Here is a 15,791-nt window from a genome sequence, read left to right as displayed (position 1 = left end):
TCAGATGTCCCCGGCCCCTTCCTGGATGGGGCGGATGACGACGGGGCGGCCGGTCTGGCCCTCGGGACCCGGACACTGGGTGACCCGCTCGGCGATCTCGGTGACCCGCTCCAGGCTCGCGCAGTCGACCACCCAGTAGCCGGCCATCAGCTCCTTGGTCTCGCTGTACGGGCCGTCGGTGATCACGGCCTTGCCGTCCGGGCCCAGGGACACCTGGCGGGCCCGCGCCGGGTCGGTCAGCCCCTGGGCGTCGACGAGCTCGCCGGATTCGGAGAGGTCGTCGCCGATCGCGCCCATGTAGGCGTACATGGCCTGCAGTTCCTGTTCGGTCCAGGCCGGGGACCCGGCGGACGCCTTGCCCCGCATGGCCTCGTAGTCGGCGTGTGTGCCCTGCACCATCACCAGGTACTTCATGAGTCCGCTCCTTCGGCTTCCTCGGCTCGGACCGCCCGTCGTGGGCGGCTCTCACAGGGGACGTCGGAGCCGGCCCGCGTTTCTCTACACGTTCTCCGCACGTCTTTTCGCGACCTCGTGGGGCGGTGTCCGGTGTGCGTCAGGAAGGTTCCGCCGCGGTCTCCTCCGGCAGATCCGGCCCCTGGCCCTCACCCTGGCCGTCGCCGTGGCCGTGTTCGGGCTCGTCCGCGTAGACCGCGCAGTCCGGGTTGCGGCAGGGCCCGGGACCCCATCTGGGCACCCAGGCGCCCAGAGTCTTGTACCGATGCACGATCGTGGCGACCGGCTGTCCGCATTCCGGACATACATACTCATCCGTGCCCATGCCTTCAGGGTAGGACGGCGGACGTGCCGCTTCCTGTCGTACGTCCCGAAACAAGGCCCGGCCCCGATATCCGGAGACTGCCGGCCTAGGCCCGCGCCGGTCCCCCCGGACGCGGCTCGCGCCACATCGGCCACATCCGCGGGCCGTCCGGCAGGTCGAGGGGGCGGCCCGTGAGCGCGAAGCCGAGCCGTTCGTACAGGGCGCGGCTGCGGGGGTTGCTCGCCTCCAGGTAGGCGGCCAGTCCCTCGCGGTCGCAGCGGTCGAGGACCGACTCGATCAGCGCGCGGCCGAGGCCTTCGCCCTGGCGCCGCGGCGTCACCCCGATCATCCACAGGTAGGCGTGGGCCCGCCCCTCGGGATGGATGCCGGCCGTCAGCCGGCCGATCAGCTCGATCCGTTCGTTGTCCGGGTCGACGGCCTCCCGGAGCTGCGCGGGACCGTCCTCGTCGGCCCCGTCGCCTTCGCCGTCCCCCTGGTTCCCGCCCGCGCCGTCGTGGTTCCCGGCGGCGGGGACGGACAGCCACAGGGCGCACGCCGAACCGTCCTCGGCCAGGTCTATGCGCCCCTCGGCGAGCACCACATCGGTGAAGGCCGCCATCAGATCGGGGTGCTTCGCGCGGCGCCGCGCCGGGTCGGGGAAGACCCAGCCGCTCACCGGATCGTCCTGGAAGGCCTCGTCCAGCAGCCGGACGACCAGCTCCCGGTCCGCCTCGTCCGCCACCCGGATCGCCACACCCATGACCAGCCCCACCTCTCGCCCCAACCCGCCTCGACCGTACGGCGGTTGAGCCTATTACGCCCGCGCCTGGCGGGACGGGCGGGAGGACGCGGTCCCGCCCGCCGTGGGGGCGCGTGGGGCCCGCCCGGTCTCCGTGGGGGCGCGTGGGGCCCGCCCGCTCGCCGGAGCCGGGGCACCGCACGGATGTCAGGTTCCGTACGGTGCCCGGGGTTCCGGGGCGGTCGACCGGTGGCACCGGGCCGGTCAGCTGCTGCGCCGCGTGACGAACTCGGCCAGTGCGATCAGACCGCCCGCCGCCTCGGGGTCGGGCACCGCGCGGGACAGTTCGTGCATCGCCCGGGACATCCGGTCGGCCGCCTGGGCCTGCGCCCAGTCACGCCCGCCCGCCCGTTCGACCGCCAGCGCCGTGCGCTCCAGCTCTCCTTCCCGGTAGGGCGCCGCGTACAGCTCGGCGAGTTCGGCGGCCGCCGGGGTGCCCGAGGTGAGCGCGGCGACCACGGGCAGCGACTTCTTGCGGACGACGAGGTCCGCCCCGGCCGGTTTGCCGGTACGGCCCGGGTCTCCCCAGATCCCGATCACGTCGTCGATGAGCTGGAACGCGAGCCCCGCCTCCCGGCCGAACGCGTCGAGAGCCTCGACGTCCTCGGCGGCCGCCCCCGCGTACAGCCCGCCGATGGCGCAGGCGCTGCCGAGCAGGGCGCCCGTCTTCGCCTCGGCCATGGCGAGGCACTCGTCGAGGGTGACCTCGTCCGGGCCGAGCTTCTCCATGGCCGTGTCCGTGTGCTGTCCGGCGCACAGTTCGACGACACAGCCCGCGAGCCGCGCGGCGGCGGCCGAGGACGCGGGGTGCGGGTCCTCGGCGAGCATCCCCAGGGCCAGGGCCTGGAGGGCGTCCCCGGCGAGGATCGCGTCGGCGTCGCCGAACACGGTCCACGCGGTGGGGCGGTGTCTGCGGGTGGTGTCCCGGTCCATCACGTCGTCGTGCAGCAGGGTGAAATTGTGGATCAGCTCCACGGCGGCGGCCGCCCGTACGGCCGTCTCGCGCTGTCCGCCGAGCGCCTGGACCGCGGTCAGCACCAGCGCCGGCCGGATGGCCTTGCCGGCGTTCCCCGCCGCCGGGGTGCCGTCCGCCCGCTCCCAGCCGAAGTGGTACAGCGCGATCCGGCGCATGGAGCCCGGCAGCGAGTCGACGGCCCCGCGCAGCTCGGGGTCGACGCACGCCCGCGCCCGCTCCAGGACGACCGCGGCCTCCTGCGCGTCGAGCGGACCCGGCGGGCCCGGTCTCTCCGTGGGTCTCCCGCCGGAACCCCGTCGTTCCGAAGGCCCCGCCGGGCGCCGTCCGCCGGGAATTCCGGCCGGTCCCTGCCGCGTCCGGGTCGTCATGTCCTCACCCGCTCGATCGCACCGGAACACCTGCTGACGGTGGCGCCGGGAAGGCCGCCGTGCGCGGGCGCGTGTCCCCGGCACGGTCCCGCCCCGGAGGGCGGGACCACACCGGGCTCCGCTTCGCGGAAGGTCACCGCCAGCGCCCGATCTCGACGTTCTCCAGGATGCCGAGCGCGTCCGGCACGAGCACGGCGGCCGAGTAGTACGCCGTCACCAGGTAGGAGATGACCGCCTGTTCGTTGATGCCCATGAAGCGCACCGACAGGCTCGGCTCGATCTCGTCCGGGATGCCCGCCTGCTGGAGCCCGACCACTCCCTGTTCGGCCTCGCCGGTACGCATGGCGATGATCGAGGTCGTACGGGCGTCGGTGACCGGGATCTTGTTGCACGGGAAGATCGGCACCCCGCGCCAGGTCGGGATGCGGTTGCCGGCCATCTCGATGCTCTCGGGGACGAGCCCGCGCTTGTTCAGTTCGCGGCCGAACGCGGAGATCGCGCGCGGATGGGCGAGGAACAGCTTGGTGCCGCGGCGGCGGCTGAGCAGCTCGTCCATGTCGTCCGGGCTCGGTACGCCGTCGTGCGGCTGGAGCCGCTGGTCGTACTCGCAGTTGTTGAGCATGCCGAACTCGCGGTTGTTGATGAGCTCGTGCTCCTGGCGCTCCTTCAACGCCTCCACGGTGAGCCGCAACTGCTGCTCGGTCTGGTTCATCGGCTGGTTGTAGAGGTCCGCCACGCGCGTGTGCAGGCGCAGGACGGTCTGGGCGATGCTCAGTTCGTACTCGCGCGGGGACGCCTCGTAGTCCACGAAGGTGCCCGGGATGTCCTGCTCACCGGTGTGGCCGGCCGCGAGGTCGATCTCCTTCTCGCCGTACTTGTTGGTGCGCTGCGACGGAATCGCGCGCAGTTCCTGGAGGTGTTCGTTCAGGGACTCGGAACGCTCCGCCACCTGTTCGAGGTCCTGGCGGGGCAGTACGAGCACGGTCACCGCCGTCACCGCGCGGGCGGTGTACTCCCAGATGGCCTCCGGGTCGATGAGCGCCTGTTCGCCGAAGTACGCGCCGTCGGCGAGGACACCGAGCACCGCGTCGCCCCCGTAGGGACCGGTGCCGATCTTCTCGACCTTGCCGTGCGCCAGGAGGAACACCTCCTCGGCCCGGCTGCCGAACGAGGCCAGCACCTCCCCCGGGGCGAACTCCCGCTGCTGGCACCGCTGGGCGAGCTCGCCCAGCACTTCGTGGTCCTCGTACGACCGCAGCACGGACAGTTCTCCGAGCTCCGCGGGGATGACCTGGACACGGTCGCCCGTCTTGACGAACGTCACGCGCCCGTCGCCCACGGAGTAGCTGAGCCGCCGGTTCACGCGGTACGTGCCACCCTGCACGTTCACCCACGGAAGCATGCGCAGCAGCCACCGTGAGCTGATCTCCTGCATCTGTGGCGCGGACTTGGTGGTGGTGGCCAGGTTCCGCGCGGCTGATGTGCCGAGACTCTGCTGCGGACGGTTCTGCTCCGCGCGGACCTCTTCGCCTACCGACATGAAAATTGCCCTCCCGGTCGTGCACTGATCTTCGCGGCCAAGCCTTTCATCACGGTGTGTGCTGATGCCATTACACGAATGAGGGGGAATGGATCACTCCGGACCTGGGCAGGGAGGGGCGATTCCGCGTCGCCCGGGCTGACCGGATCGGCTCGCACGCTGTGCGAACGGCTGGTTCCGGCCACCCGGCCGGATATAGAAGCTGCGGTACCAGACGGCCGCGGCAGGGCGGCCGACGAACAGCGCGAAGGAGTCGGCCATGGCATCGCCCATGTCCGCGGGCAGGTTCCTCGACCGGATCAGGGACGAAGGTGTCCATGTCGTCGAGGTCGGCGACTGGGAGCACCACAACCGCAATCACAAGGGCCCGTGGGGGCCGGTGCACGGGGTGATGATCCACCACACGGTGACCTCGGGCAGCGCGCTCACGGTCGGGCTGTGCCGCGAGGGCCGCGAGGACCTGCCCGGACCGCTGTGCCACGGGGTCATCACCAAGGACGGCGTCCTGCACATGGTCGGCTACGGCCGCGCCAACCACGCGGGGCTCGGCGACGACGACGTGCTGCGCGCGGTGATCGCCGAGAAGGCGCTGCCGCACGACAACGAGGCGAACACCGACGGCAACCGCCACTTCTACGGCTTCGAGTGCGAGAACCTCGGCGACGGGAAGGACCCGTGGCCCGAGGCGCAGCTCGACGCCATCGCCAAGGTCTCCGCCGCGATCTGCCGGTTCCACGACTGGACGGAGCGCTCGGTCATCGGCCACCTGGAGTGGCAGCCGGGGAAGGTGGACCCGCGGGGCTTCACGATGAGCTCCCTGCGGGGTCGCGTCCGCGAGCTGCTGAAGTGAGCTGAGGCGAGCCGAGGCGCCGGGGGCCGGCGCGGACGGCCGGTGCCGCGGGGTCCCGCGTCCGGCCGTCCCCGGACAGGTGTCCGACAATGAACCCGTGACCAGCCCCGACACCCCGGACGGCGGCCCGGACCGCACCGGGCCCGCCCTCGGCGACCCGGAAGCCCCCGGCCCGGCCGCCCCGGGCCGCGCCGCCCGCCCGGCAGCCCCCGTGGACCCGGCGGTCACGGCCGGTCCCGCGGTCTCCCGCACCGCGCCCGCCGGCCCGCACCGGGCCGTCACGACCCCTCTCCTTGGCCCGGGTGTCCCGCGCGGGACACCCGGGCCCGTCGGTCCCTCGCCCCGGCTTCCGTCGCCGTTGACGGAGGCCGGGGACGAGCGGTTCGCCCGGCGCGGGGTGCGCCTGCTGCTGAAGCGGGACGACCTGATCCACCCCGAGCTGATCGGCAACAAGTGGCGCAAGCTGACGCCGAACCTCGAAGCTGCGGCGGGCCGCACGCTGGTCACGTTCGGCGGGGCGTACTCGAACCATCTGCGAGCCACCGCCGCCGCGGGCCGTCTCCTGGGCCTGCCCACGCTGGGCGTGGTCCGCGGCCAGGAACTGGCCGACCGCCCCCTCAACACCTCGCTGGCCCGCTGCGCCGCCGACGGCATGCGCCTTCACTTCGTCGACAGATCGACATACCGGCACAAGACGGAACCCGCGACCCTGGCCGGGATCCTGCGGGCGACGGGCACCGAGGACGCGTACGTCGTGCCCGAGGGCGGCAGCAACGCCCTCGCCGTACGCGGCTGCCGGGCACTCGGTGAGGAACTGCGGGACGAGGACGGCATCGACGTGGCCGCCCTCGCCTGCGGCACCGGCGGCACGCTGGCCGGGCTGGCCGCGGGCCTCGCCACGGGCCAGCGGGCACTGGGTGTCCCGGTCCTGCGCGGCGGCTTCCTCGAAGCCGGCACGACGGCCCTCCAGGCGGCCGCGTTCGGCGCCCGGCGCGGGAACTGGTCCCTCGACGACCGCTTCCACTTCGGCGGCTACGCCCGCACCACCGCCGAACTCGACGCCTTCGCCGAGGACTTCGAGCAGCGGCACGGACTGGCCGTCGAACGTCTCTATGTCGCCAAGATGCTCTACGGACTTGTCGCCCTCGCCGAGGAAGGGGCGTTCCCGCGCGGCACGACGGTGGCGGCGGTGATCACCGGAGCGCCGTTCCCCGGCCCCGGGGGACCAGGCCTCAGGCCGCCTCCCGGTAGGCCGCCGCCTCCTCCAGGTCCAGCCGGCGCAGCAGCGTGCGCAGCATCTCGTCGTCGATGTAGCGGAGGTCGCGCAGCCTGACGAAGACGTCGCGCTCGGCGCCGATCATCTCGCGGGAGAGACGGCGGTAGGTGTCGTCCGCGGTCTCGCCGGTGACCGGGTTGACCGCGCCGAGCCGCTCCCAGACGGCGTTGCGGCGCCGCTCCATGACCGTGCGCAGGCGCTCGGCGAGCGGCGGCGGCAGGGCGTTGCGCTCGTCGGCGAGGAGTTCGTCGAGGCGCTCCTCGGCGGCGCGGGAGGCCTGTGCCTGGGCGTTGGCCTCGGCGAGGGTCTCGGCCTGCGCGTCGCGTCCCGGCAGTTTCAGCAGCCGGATGAGCGGGGGCAGGGTCAGGCCCTGCACGACCAGGGTGCCGATGACGGTGGTGAAGGTCAGGAAGAGGATCAGGTTGCGTCCGGGGAAGGCGTCACCGCCGTCCACGGTGAGCGGGACCGAGAAGGCGATGGCGAGCGAGACGACGCCGCGCATGCCGGCCCAGCCGATGACGAAGGGTGCCTTCCAGGTGGGGTTGGCCTCGCGTTCGCGGATGCGCGCCGACAGGAGGCGGGGCAGGAAGGTGGCGGGGTACACCCACACGAAGCGGGTCGCGACGACGACGAGGAAGAGGGCCAGGGCGTACCAGGCGGCTGTCGTCCCCTCGTAGGCGCCGAGGCCCTTGAGGACGACCGGGAGCTGGAGTCCGATCAGCGCGAACACCGCGGACTCCAGGACGAAGGCGACCATCTTCCACACCGCCTCCTCCTGGAGCCGGGTCGCGAAGTCCACCTCCCAGGAGCGGTGTCCCAGGTAGAGCGCGACGACGACCACCGCGAGCACCCCGGAGGCGTGGAACTGCTCGGCGATGCCGTAGGCGACGAAGGGGATCAGCAGGGAGAGGGTGTTCTGCAGGAGCGCTTCGTTCATGTGGGTGCGCAGCCAGTGGATGGGGATCATCAGGACGAGCCCGACGACGACCCCGCCGACCGCCGCGAGCAGGAACTCGCGGACACCGCCCGCCCAGGTGGCGCCCTCGCCGACCGCCGCCGCGAGCGCCACCTTGTAGGCGGTGATCGCGGTCGCGTCGTTCACCAGGGACTCGCCCTGGAGGATCGTGGTGATCCGTGAGGGCAGTCCCACGCGGCGTGCCACGGCCGTCGCGGCCACCGCGTCCGGCGGCGCGACCACGGCGCCGAGGACGAGCGCCGCGGGCAGCGGCAGGTCCGGTACGAGCAGATAGGCGGCCCAGCCGACCACGAGGGTCGCGAAGAGGACGTACCCGACCGACAACAGCGCGACGGGCCTCAACTGGGCCCTCAGGTCGAGGTAGGAGCTGTCGGTGGCCGCCGTGTACAGCAGCGGGGGCAGCACCAGCGGGAGCACGATGTCGGGGTCGAGTTCGTACGTCGGCACCCCGGGGATGTACGAGACCAGCAGGGCCACGGCGACGATCAGCAGGGGTGCCGGGACCGGGGTCCGGCGGGCGGCACCGGCGATCGCCGCGCTCCCCGCGACCAGCAACAGCAGTGGCAACACGTCCATCGTCTTCCGCCCGCCCTCTTTTTCCGCGCGGTGTCCCGCGCGCCCGACGTAACCTGGCAATCATGAAACAGTGCACGCACGCCGACGCGCTGCCGCAGCCCGAACCCGACCCCGGGAGCGAGACCTGCCTGGAGTGCGTGGCCGCCGGTACCCACCCGGTGCAGCTTCGGCTGTGTCTGGAGTGCGGGCATCTCGCCTGTTGCGACTCCTCACCGCTGCGGCATGCCTCGGAGCATCACCACACCACCGGACATCCGATCATGCGCACGTTCGAGCAGGGGGAGAACTGGCGTTGGTGTTTCGTGGACCACGTCCTCGTCTGAGCCGTGGATCACGTACGCGCGTGACTCCCGATCCGGACGGTTCGACCGTCTGACGTCTGGGTACGTCAACCCGGCGCGCGCTCTTCCTATTTGGGGGCGCAGACCTCTAGCCACTGTCCGTACTCGTGGGCTTACTATGAGTGACAGCAAGGGGCGGGGTCCCCAGGACAGGAAAGTCGGGAGCGCGGTAGCGTCACCGCTGAACGACGTAGCGCGTTACCCCGGGGGGCGACCCTCGGCCCCCGAAAGAGCTCGAATGAGCTTGTACCACCATGGAGGTGAGGGTGTCCCAGATCGCAGGCGAGCCCGCGACGAAGGACTTCGTGGAAGTCCGGCTGCCGGCCGCGGGTGCCTACCTGTCGGTACTGCGCACGGCCACGGCCGGGCTGGCGGCCCGTTTGGACTTCACCCTCGACGAGATCGAGGATCTGCGCATCGCGGTGGACGAGGCCTGCGCGATCCTGCTGCAGCAGGCCGTCCCCGGCTCGGTGCTCAGTTGTGTTTTCCGGCTGATCGACGACTCACTGGAGGTCACGGTCTCGGCACCGACCACCGACGGTCACGCTCCGTCACGTGACACCTTCGCGTGGACCGTCCTGTCGGCTCTCGCGGGCAAGGTCGACTCCACCGTCTCCGAGGACAAGACCGTTTCGATCAGCCTTTACAAACAACGCGGCGCGGGACCCGGGCCGGCGTGAGGAACGGGGACGGGCCGGTGCGGGACGAAGAGCGCGGCACACGGGAGCCTCCCGCGGGGCGCGCCGACGGTCCGGGCGGGCCGCGGCACACGGCGGACGGCGTCGACGGCATCCCCGAGCAGGCCCGGCCGCATCCGGAGATCGGCGTCTCCTCGGCGGCGGCGCAGCCGGGAGCCTTCCCCGTCCGGGGAGGTCCCCCCGGTTCGAGCGCGGCCGAGGACACGGGGGAAGAGCCTCGAGCTCGGGAAATGGTGACGGGCGGGACTATGAGCGAGCACGAGCGAAACGCGGAGCAGAACGTGCAGGGCGCGCAGCACGAGCGAGAGCCTGAGCAGGGCGCGCAGGGTGTGCAGGGTGTGCAGGACGCCCAGCACGAGACCGAAGCCCGGCAGATCCAGCACGACCCCCGTGACCGCAGCGGGGCGCGGGCGATGTTCATCGAACTGCGCAAACTCCAGGACGGCAGCACCGAGTACGCGGAGCTGCGCAATCAGCTCGTCCGCATGCACCTGCCGCTCGTCGAGCACCTGGCCCGCCGCTTCCGCAACCGCGGCGAGCCGCTGGACGACCTGACCCAGGTCGCGACGATCGGGCTGATCAAGTCGGTCGACCGGTTCGACCCGGAGCGCGGTGTCGAGTTCTCGACGTACGCGACCCCGACGGTGGTCGGCGAGATCAAGCGGCACTTCCGCGACAAGGGCTGGGCGGTACGGGTACCGCGCCGTCTTCAGGAGCTGCGGCTCGCGCTGACCACGGCGACCGCGGAGCTCTCCCAGTTGCACGGGCGCTCCCCGACGGTGCACGAGCTGGCCGAGAAGCTCGCCATCTCGGAGGAGGAGGTCCTGGAGGGCCTGGAGTCCGCCAACGCGTACTCCACGCTGTCCCTGGACGTCCCCGACACGGACGACGAGTCCCCGGCGGTCGCGGACACCCTGGGCGCCGAGGACGAGGCGCTGGAGGGCGTCGAGTACCGCGAGTCGCTGAAGCCGCTCCTTGAGGACCTGCCCCCGCGGGAGAAGCGGATCCTGCTCCTTCGCTTCTTCGGCAACATGACGCAGTCGCAGATCGCGCAGGAAGTCGGCATCTCGCAGATGCACGTCTCGCGACTGCTGGCCCGCACACTGGCCCAGCTTCGGGAGAAGCTCCTCGTCGAGGAGTGAGCCCCGCTACTTCTCGTCGCGCGCGTCGCCGCCGGGCCCTCGGATGCCGAGGGCCCGTGTCGTCGCCGGGTTCGCCAGCAGCACCAGGGACACCACGGCGACGGCGGCGAGGGCGATACCGGCGGGGATCGCGACGCTGTCGGCCTGGAGCAGGGTGTAGGCGACGGGCAGCGCCAGGATCTGGGTGACGAGGGCCGGGCCACGGCTCCAGGCGCGGCGCAGCAGCAGTCCGCGCGCGGCGAGCAGCGGCAGCAGCGCGAGCGCGATCAGCGTGACGCCGCCGGTGACGGCCTGCCGCCGGCTGTCGGGATCGCCGGTGAGACCGAGGACGAGGACGCAGACGCCGCCCGCCACGAGGGCGGTCCCCTCCAGCGCGGCCAGCGCCGCGGCGGCGGTCAGCCGTCCGGGGCGGGGGTCGGATCGGGGGGCGTCGGGAGTGGGATTCTGCTCACGGCTCACCCCCGAAGAGTAGCCGTCGGTCCCGGACGTCCGAGTGCCCCGGGGCCGGGAACCGCACCGCCACGGGCGGCGCGGCGATCCGGTTCCGCACCCCTTCCGCACCCGCGATCTCTTACTGGATCCCTACCTCGGTCTGGGACGAGTACCACCCAGTAGGTACGCTGCATCGCATGCGTGCACTTCTCGTGGTCAATCCGGCGGCAACCACCACAAGTGCGCGTACGCGTGACGTGCTGATCCACGCATTGGCCAGTGAGATGAAACTGGAAGTGGTCACGACCGAGTACCGCGGGCACGCCCGGGACCTCGGACGGCAGGCCGCGGACAGCGACGACATAGACATGGTCGTGGCCCTCGGCGGGGACGGCACGGTCAACGAGGTCGTGAACGGCCTTCTGCACCGGGGCCCCGACCCCCGCGTTCCCGGCCTCGCCGTGGTCCCCGGCGGCTCCACCAACGTCTTCGCCCGCGCCCTGGGCCTGCCGAACGACGCCGTGGAGGCGACGGGCGCCCTGCTGGACGCCCTGCGCGAGGAGCGCGAGCGCACGGTCGGCCTCGGTCTGGCCGCGGGCACACCCGGCACCGAGGACGAGTCCGTCCCCTCCCGCTGGTTCACCTTCTGCGCCGGCCTCGGCTTCGACGCCGGGGTCGTGGGCCGGGTCGAACAGCAGCGCGAACTGGGCCGGCGCTCCACGCACGCGCTGTATCTCCGCCAAGTACTGCGTCAGTTTCTGGACGATCCTCACCGCCGGCACGGGACGATCACCCTGGAGCGCCCCGGCGTCGACCCGGTGACCGATCTGGTCCTGTCCATCATCTGCAACACCTCGCCGTGGACGTTTCTCGGCAATCGTCCGGTGTACGCGGCACCTAAGGCCTCGTTCGATACCGGACTCGACGTACTGGCACTCAGCCGCATGTCGACGCCCGCGGTCGCCCGGTATGCCACCCAGTTGCTCACTTCGTCCCCCGAGCGTGGACCCCACGGCAAGCACGCCGTCACTCTGCATGACCTGGCGGACTTCACCTTGCATTCGAAGGTTCCGCTCCCCCTTCAGATGGACGGCGACCATCTGGGACTGCGTACGAGCGTGACGTTCACAGGCGTACGCCGTGCACTGCGTGTGATTGTGTGAGCGGAAGGGGCCAAACTCCTTTCACTCGAACGTTTAGACCAGGGTCCACCCCATGGAAGTACGGCTGTGACTCAGCCGACACCGAGGAATCAAAAAAAACTTTCCTGAAGGGGTTGTATCCGCCGCTGAGGTTTGCGAGTCTCTACGTGGCGCTCGGGACGGCCCGCACCATCGGCCCCCAGAGCACCGGAACCCCTCCTCAAATCACAGGACCACACCAGTCCATCTGGTTGTCGGCCCTTCACTTGTTGAGGGATTCGTGAAAGCGTTCACATTCACAAGCAACGTGCATGTAATACCAAGGAGAGGTAGCAGCCATGGACTGGCGTCACAACGCCGTTTGCCGCGAGGAAGACCCCGAGCTCTTCTTCCCCATCGGCAACACCGGTCCTGCGCTGCTGCAGATCGAGGAAGCCAAGGCCGTCTGCCGTCGCTGCCCCGTCATGGAGCAGTGTCTGCAGTGGGCGCTCGAGTCCGGCCAGGACTCCGGCGTCTGGGGTGGCCTCAGCGAGGACGAGCGCCGCGCAATGAAGCGCCGTGCCGCCCGCAACCGAGCTCGTCAGGCCACCGCCTGACGTTCCACCCCGCACGAGCCTGAGCTTGGCGGCGCGTACAGCGAGTACGCAACTCCCGCCCCCGAGCCGCAGCGCGCAGTACCCCGATGCGCTTGATGCAACGAGCTTTCAGCCCCGGACCACCTTGGTGGTCCGGGGCTCATTGCTGTTCCCGTCCGAAGCCGGTCACACTGAGTGACGATCCTCGCGGAACGCCGACCGGCGCAGCCCACGGGCCGCCGGTGCGGCCCGTGCGCGCGTCGGGCGCGTCACTTGGGCACGACCACCGGGATGTCCAGGAGCACCTGGGTGCCGCGCTCCGGAGCGGCCACCATGTCGAAGCTGCCGCCCAACTCGCCCTCCACCAGCGTCCGTACGATCTGCAGGCCGAGGTTGCCCGAACGGTGCGGGTCGAAGCCCTCGGGCAGTCCGACGCCGTCGTCCTGGACGGTGACCAGCAGCCGGGCGTCCTTGGAGGTGCCGCCGCGCACCGCGGAGACCTCGACGGTCCCCCGGTCGCCCTCGCGGAAGCCGTGCTCCAGCGCGTTCTGGAGGATCTCGGTGAGGACCATGGAGAGCGGGGTCGCGACCTCGGCGTCCAGGATGCCGAAGCGTCCGGTGCGCCGGCCGGTGACCTTGCCGGGCGAGATCTCGGCGACCATGGCGAGCACCCGGTCGGCGATCTCGTCGAACTCCACCCGCTCGTCCAGGTTCTGGGAGAGCGTCTCGTGCACGATCGCGATCGATCCGACCCGGCGCACGGCCTCCTCCAGGGCTTCCCGGCCCCGGTCGGAGTCGATGCGACGGGCCTGGAGCCGCAACAGGGCCGCCACCGTCTGGAGGTTGTTCTTCACCCGGTGGTGGATCTCCCGGATGGTGGCGTCCTTGGTGATCAATTCGCGCTCGCGACGGCGCAGTTCGGTGACATCGCGGAGCAGGACCAGGGAACCGACGCGGGTGCCCTTGGGCTTGAGCGGGATCGCCCGGAGCTGGATCACCCCGTCGGCGCTCTCGATCTCGAACTCGCGGGGCGCCCAGCCGCTGGCCACCTTCGACAGCGCCTCGTCCACCGGGCCCCGGGACGGGGCGAGCTCGGCGGTGGTGGAGCCGAGGTTGTGACCCACCAGATCGGAGGCCAGACCGATGCGGTGGTACGCCGAGAGCGCGTTCGGCGAGGCGTACTGGACGATGCCGTCCGCGTCGAGGCGGATCAGCCCGTCACCGACCCGGGGCGAGGCGTCCATGTCGACCTGCTGGTCGGGGAACGGGAAGGTGCCCGCGGCGATCATCTGCGCGAGGTCGGAGGCGCTCTGGAGATACGTCAGTTCGAGGCGGCTCGGGGTGCGCACGGTGAGCAGGTTGGTGTTGCGCGCGATGACACCGAGGACCCGGCCGTCACGGCGTACGGGAATGGACTCGACCCGGACCGGCACCTCCTCGCGCCACTCGGGATCGCCCTCGCGCACGATCCGGCCCTCGTCGAGCGCCGCGTCCAGCAGGGGGCGGCGGCCACGGGGGACCAGATGGCCGACCATGTCGTCCTGGTACGAGGTGGGCCCGGTGTTCGGGCGCATCTGGGCGACCGAGACGTACCGGGTGCCGTCGCGCGTGGGAACCCACAGGACGAGGTCGGCGAAGGAGAGGTCGGAGAGCAGCTGCCACTCCGAGACCAGCAGATGAAGCCACTCGAGATCGGAGTCGTCGAGGGCTGTGTGCTGGCGTACGAGGTCGTTCATGGAGGGCACGAGTGCGAGCGTACCCGGAGGATCCGACAGGTCCCGAAATCGGCCACGCTCCGGGGGCTCCGGGAGCGCCGTGCGGCCCCCGAGAACACCCGCGGGCCGCGGCGCCTGAGAGGGACCCTCAACCCTCCCGGCACCGCAGCCCGGAGCAACAACGGCCGTGGGGTGTGCGGTCCCATTCGGCCGAAGAGAGGAGCCGGTGCAGTCAGGGCAGAGAGCGCCGGTTCCTCGGTCCGTCTTCCTGTGCGGGGAAGACGGAGGCTTGTTCAGTTTCTCAAAGCATTGTGGACTAGACCATGGTTCCGCGTCCATGCGTCCGCGGTCGCGGACGCGTCCACGACCCTTGCGCTCCGGTCGTGTTGGTCGTCGTTCACTCATCCAACACCAGGAGCGCCCGCCAGACTATCCCGCTTCGGTTCCTGAACGGGAGGCGTCATCGGACGGGCGGAGCCACCGGGCGAGCGGAGGGGCCAGAGCGGGGCGGGACGGATTCCCGCGGGGCCCGGCGGTTCACCTCGCGACGCGCCCCCGCGACGGGGCGACGGAAGGGTGACGCTCTGCTAGATTGGTCTATACCACATGTGTCCCCCTTCGGATTCGGATGCGTTCCTGAGTCCCCTCTCCAGATCGGCAGGCCCAGCGTGGAAGTTGTCATCGTCCCGGACGCCAAGGCGGGCGGCGAGCTGATCGCCGAGGCCATGGCGGAACTGCTCAGGCGCAAGCCCGACGCGCTCCTCGGCGTGGCCACCGGCTCGACGCCGCTGCCCATCTACGCGGCGCTGACGGCCCGAGTGGGTTCCGGTGCCGTGGACACCTCGGGTGCGCGCATCGCACAGCTCGACGAATACGTGGGGCTGCCGGCCGAGCACCCCGAGTCCTACCGCTCCGTGCTGCGGCGCGAGGTGCTGGAGCCGCTGGGCATCGGCATGGACGCGTTCATGGGGCCCGACGGCACGGCGGCGGACGTCCAGGCCGCCTGCGAGGCGTACGACAGGGCGCTGGCGGCGGCCGGCGGGGTCGACCTCCAGCTGCTGGGGATCGGGACGGACGGGCACATCGGGTTCAACGAACCGTGCTCCTCGCTCGCCTCCCGGACCCGCATCAAGACGCTGACCGAGCAGACCCGGGTGGACAACGCCCGGTTCTTCGACGGCGACATCGAACAGGTGCCGCACCACGTCATCACCCAGGGCATCGGCACGATCCTGGAGGCGCGGCACCTGGTGCTGCTCGCGACCGGCGAGGGCAAGGCGGACGCCGTGGCGGCGACGGTCGAGGGGCCGGTCGCGGCGGTGTGTCCCGCGTCGGCGCTCCAGCTGCACCCGCACGCGACGGTGGTCGTCGACGACGCCGCCGCGTCCAAGCTGAAGCTCGGGGACTACTTCCGCCAGACCTTCGCCGCCAAGCCGGACTGGCAGGGCATCTAGAGGCGGGCCAAGCCCCGGAGACAGACCGGTGCCGGGCACTCCCGAGGGAGTGCCCGGCACCGGTGCGTGATGGCGGGGCCAGGGCCCGGGGGAGACACCGGGGCCAGGCCCTGAACCGGGGCCCCGAGGCCCGGAGACCAGGACCTGAGCTGAGGCCCGAAGCCCAGAAGCCCG

At 71.3% G+C, this 15,791-nt stretch carries 16 protein-coding genes; 8 read left to right on the top strand and 8 right to left on the bottom strand.

Annotated elements, in window-relative coordinates; genetic code table 11:
* The 5 genes from ACF07B_RS25575 to ACF07B_RS25555 form a co-directional block, all read right to left on the bottom strand.
* Entirely contained in the window at window positions 1–414 is a 414-nt protein-coding gene (locus ACF07B_RS25575) for a YciI family protein (RefSeq protein WP_369484319.1), read from the bottom strand.
* A 139-nt stretch (window positions 415–553) separates the two neighbouring features.
* On the bottom strand, window positions 554–778 hold the full coding sequence (locus ACF07B_RS25570) for a hypothetical protein (protein WP_392180649.1): 225 nt from the start codon (window positions 776–778) through the stop codon (window positions 554–556).
* Window positions 779–863: 85 nt separating this feature from the next.
* Window positions 864–1,517 carry a GNAT family N-acetyltransferase gene (locus ACF07B_RS25565; RefSeq protein WP_392180648.1) on the bottom strand — a complete coding sequence of 218 codons (654 nt, stop codon included), beginning with the start codon at window positions 1,515–1,517 and terminating at the stop codon, window positions 864–866.
* Between the two features lie 243 nt (window positions 1,518–1,760).
* Window positions 1,761–2,900, bottom strand: a complete 1,140-nt coding sequence (locus ACF07B_RS25560; RefSeq protein WP_384235979.1) for a family 2 encapsulin nanocompartment cargo protein polyprenyl transferase — start codon at window positions 2,898–2,900, stop codon at window positions 1,761–1,763.
* Window positions 2,901–3,033: 133 nt separating this feature from the next.
* On the bottom strand, window positions 3,034–4,440 hold the full coding sequence (locus tag ACF07B_RS25555; protein WP_369484323.1) for a family 2B encapsulin nanocompartment shell protein: 1,407 nt from the start codon (window positions 4,438–4,440) through the stop codon (window positions 3,034–3,036).
* Window positions 4,441–4,699: 259 nt separating this feature from the next.
* Here ACF07B_RS25555 and ACF07B_RS25550 point away from each other — a divergent pair, with 259 nt between their 5' ends.
* A complete protein-coding gene (locus ACF07B_RS25550) occupies window positions 4,700–5,290 on the top strand; it encodes an N-acetylmuramoyl-L-alanine amidase (RefSeq protein ID WP_362403003.1) in 591 nt (196 codons plus the stop codon).
* Between the two features lie 358 nt (window positions 5,291–5,648).
* Complete coding sequence (locus tag ACF07B_RS25545; protein WP_392180781.1) at window positions 5,649–6,623, top strand: 1-aminocyclopropane-1-carboxylate deaminase/D-cysteine desulfhydrase; 975 nt, start codon at window positions 5,649–5,651, stop codon at window positions 6,621–6,623.
* Here the strand turns inward: ACF07B_RS25545 and ACF07B_RS25540 are convergent.
* Window positions 6,523–8,118, bottom strand: coding sequence for a Na+/H+ antiporter (locus ACF07B_RS25540; protein ID WP_392180647.1), 1,596 nt, complete (start codon window positions 8,116–8,118; stop codon window positions 6,523–6,525). The genes ACF07B_RS25545 and ACF07B_RS25540 overlap by 101 nt on opposite strands.
* Window positions 8,119–8,180: 62 nt before the next feature.
* Between ACF07B_RS25540 and ACF07B_RS25535 the strand changes: the two genes are divergently transcribed.
* The 3 genes from ACF07B_RS25535 (at window position 8,181) to ACF07B_RS25525 (ending at window position 10,299) form a co-directional block, all read left to right on the top strand.
* Window positions 8,181–8,441 carry a UBP-type zinc finger domain-containing protein gene (locus tag ACF07B_RS25535; protein WP_362402997.1) on the top strand — a complete coding sequence of 87 codons (261 nt, stop codon included), beginning with the start codon at window positions 8,181–8,183 and terminating at the stop codon, window positions 8,439–8,441.
* Between the two features lie 284 nt (window positions 8,442–8,725).
* A complete protein-coding gene (locus ACF07B_RS25530; RefSeq protein WP_328448386.1) occupies window positions 8,726–9,139 on the top strand; it encodes an anti-sigma regulatory factor in 414 nt (137 codons plus the stop codon).
* Entirely contained in the window at window positions 9,136–10,299 is a 1,164-nt protein-coding gene (locus ACF07B_RS25525) for a SigB/SigF/SigG family RNA polymerase sigma factor (RefSeq protein ID WP_392180646.1), read from the top strand. Before ACF07B_RS25530 ends, ACF07B_RS25525 begins: the two co-directional genes overlap by 4 nt.
* Before the next feature lie 6 nt (window positions 10,300–10,305).
* Here the strand turns inward: ACF07B_RS25525 and ACF07B_RS25520 are convergent, their stop codons facing one another.
* Window positions 10,306–10,758, bottom strand: coding sequence for a hypothetical protein (locus tag ACF07B_RS25520; protein WP_392180645.1), 453 nt, complete (start codon window positions 10,756–10,758; stop codon window positions 10,306–10,308).
* A gap of 170 nt (window positions 10,759–10,928) precedes the next feature.
* On the opposite strand from ACF07B_RS25520, the gene ACF07B_RS25515 reads away from it, so the two are divergent.
* Together ACF07B_RS25515 and ACF07B_RS25510 are read left to right on the top strand one after the other, a co-directional pair.
* Window positions 10,929–11,894 carry a diacylglycerol/lipid kinase family protein gene (locus ACF07B_RS25515; protein WP_384235987.1) on the top strand — a complete coding sequence of 322 codons (966 nt, stop codon included), beginning with the start codon at window positions 10,929–10,931 and terminating at the stop codon, window positions 11,892–11,894.
* 317 nt (window positions 11,895–12,211) lie between these two features.
* On the top strand, window positions 12,212–12,469 hold the full coding sequence (locus ACF07B_RS25510) for a WhiB family transcriptional regulator (protein ID WP_006380970.1): 258 nt from the start codon (window positions 12,212–12,214) through the stop codon (window positions 12,467–12,469).
* 248 nt (window positions 12,470–12,717) lie between these two features.
* Here ACF07B_RS25510 and ACF07B_RS25505 read toward each other — a convergent pair whose 3' ends face one another.
* Window positions 12,718–14,184 (bottom strand): PAS domain-containing sensor histidine kinase, encoded by a 1,467-nt coding sequence (locus ACF07B_RS25505; RefSeq protein ID WP_362403071.1) that lies wholly within the window; start codon window positions 14,182–14,184, stop codon window positions 12,718–12,720.
* 647 nt (window positions 14,185–14,831) lie between these two features.
* Here ACF07B_RS25505 and nagB point away from each other — a divergent pair.
* The gene (nagB, locus tag ACF07B_RS25500; protein ID WP_362402985.1) at window positions 14,832–15,617 is read left to right on the top strand and encodes a glucosamine-6-phosphate deaminase; all 786 of its coding nucleotides are present in this window, start codon (window positions 14,832–14,834) and stop codon (window positions 15,615–15,617) included.
* Window positions 15,618–15,791: the final 174 nt, after the last annotated feature.

The organism is Streptomyces sp. NPDC015532 (assembly GCF_043078065.1).
GTDB lineage: Bacteria > Actinomycetota > Actinomycetes > Streptomycetales > Streptomycetaceae > Streptomyces.
Note: the sequence above shows the minus strand (reverse complement) of the source record. Positions and strands in the feature narration are given on the sequence as shown.

Coding starts and splice junctions, on each gene's coding strand:
- ACF07B_RS25550 (WP_362403003.1), top strand. CDS start 4,700: ATGGCATCGCCCATGTCCGCGGGCAGGTTCCTCGACCGGATCAGGGAC.
- ACF07B_RS25555 (WP_369484323.1), bottom strand. CDS start 4,440: ATGTCGGTAGGCGAAGAGGTCCGCGCGGAGCAGAACCGTCCGCAGCAG.
- ACF07B_RS25510 (WP_006380970.1), top strand. CDS start 12,212: ATGGACTGGCGTCACAACGCCGTTTGCCGCGAGGAAGACCCCGAGCTC.
- ACF07B_RS25565 (WP_392180648.1), bottom strand. CDS start 1,517: ATGGGTGTGGCGATCCGGGTGGCGGACGAGGCGGACCGGGAGCTGGTC.
- ACF07B_RS25535 (WP_362402997.1), top strand. CDS start 8,181: ATGAAACAGTGCACGCACGCCGACGCGCTGCCGCAGCCCGAACCCGAC.
- ACF07B_RS25505 (WP_362403071.1), bottom strand. CDS start 14,184: ATGAACGACCTCGTACGCCAGCACACAGCCCTCGACGACTCCGATCTC.
- ACF07B_RS25515 (WP_384235987.1), top strand. CDS start 10,929: ATGCGTGCACTTCTCGTGGTCAATCCGGCGGCAACCACCACAAGTGCG.
- ACF07B_RS25570 (WP_392180649.1), bottom strand. CDS start 778: ATGGGCACGGATGAGTATGTATGTCCGGAATGCGGACAGCCGGTCGCC.
- ACF07B_RS25575 (WP_369484319.1), bottom strand. CDS start 414: ATGAAGTACCTGGTGATGGTGCAGGGCACACACGCCGACTACGAGGCC.
- ACF07B_RS25540 (WP_392180647.1), bottom strand. CDS start 8,118: ATGGACGTGTTGCCACTGCTGTTGCTGGTCGCGGGGAGCGCGGCGATC.
- ACF07B_RS25560 (WP_384235979.1), bottom strand. CDS start 2,900: ATGACGACCCGGACGCGGCAGGGACCGGCCGGAATTCCCGGCGGACGG.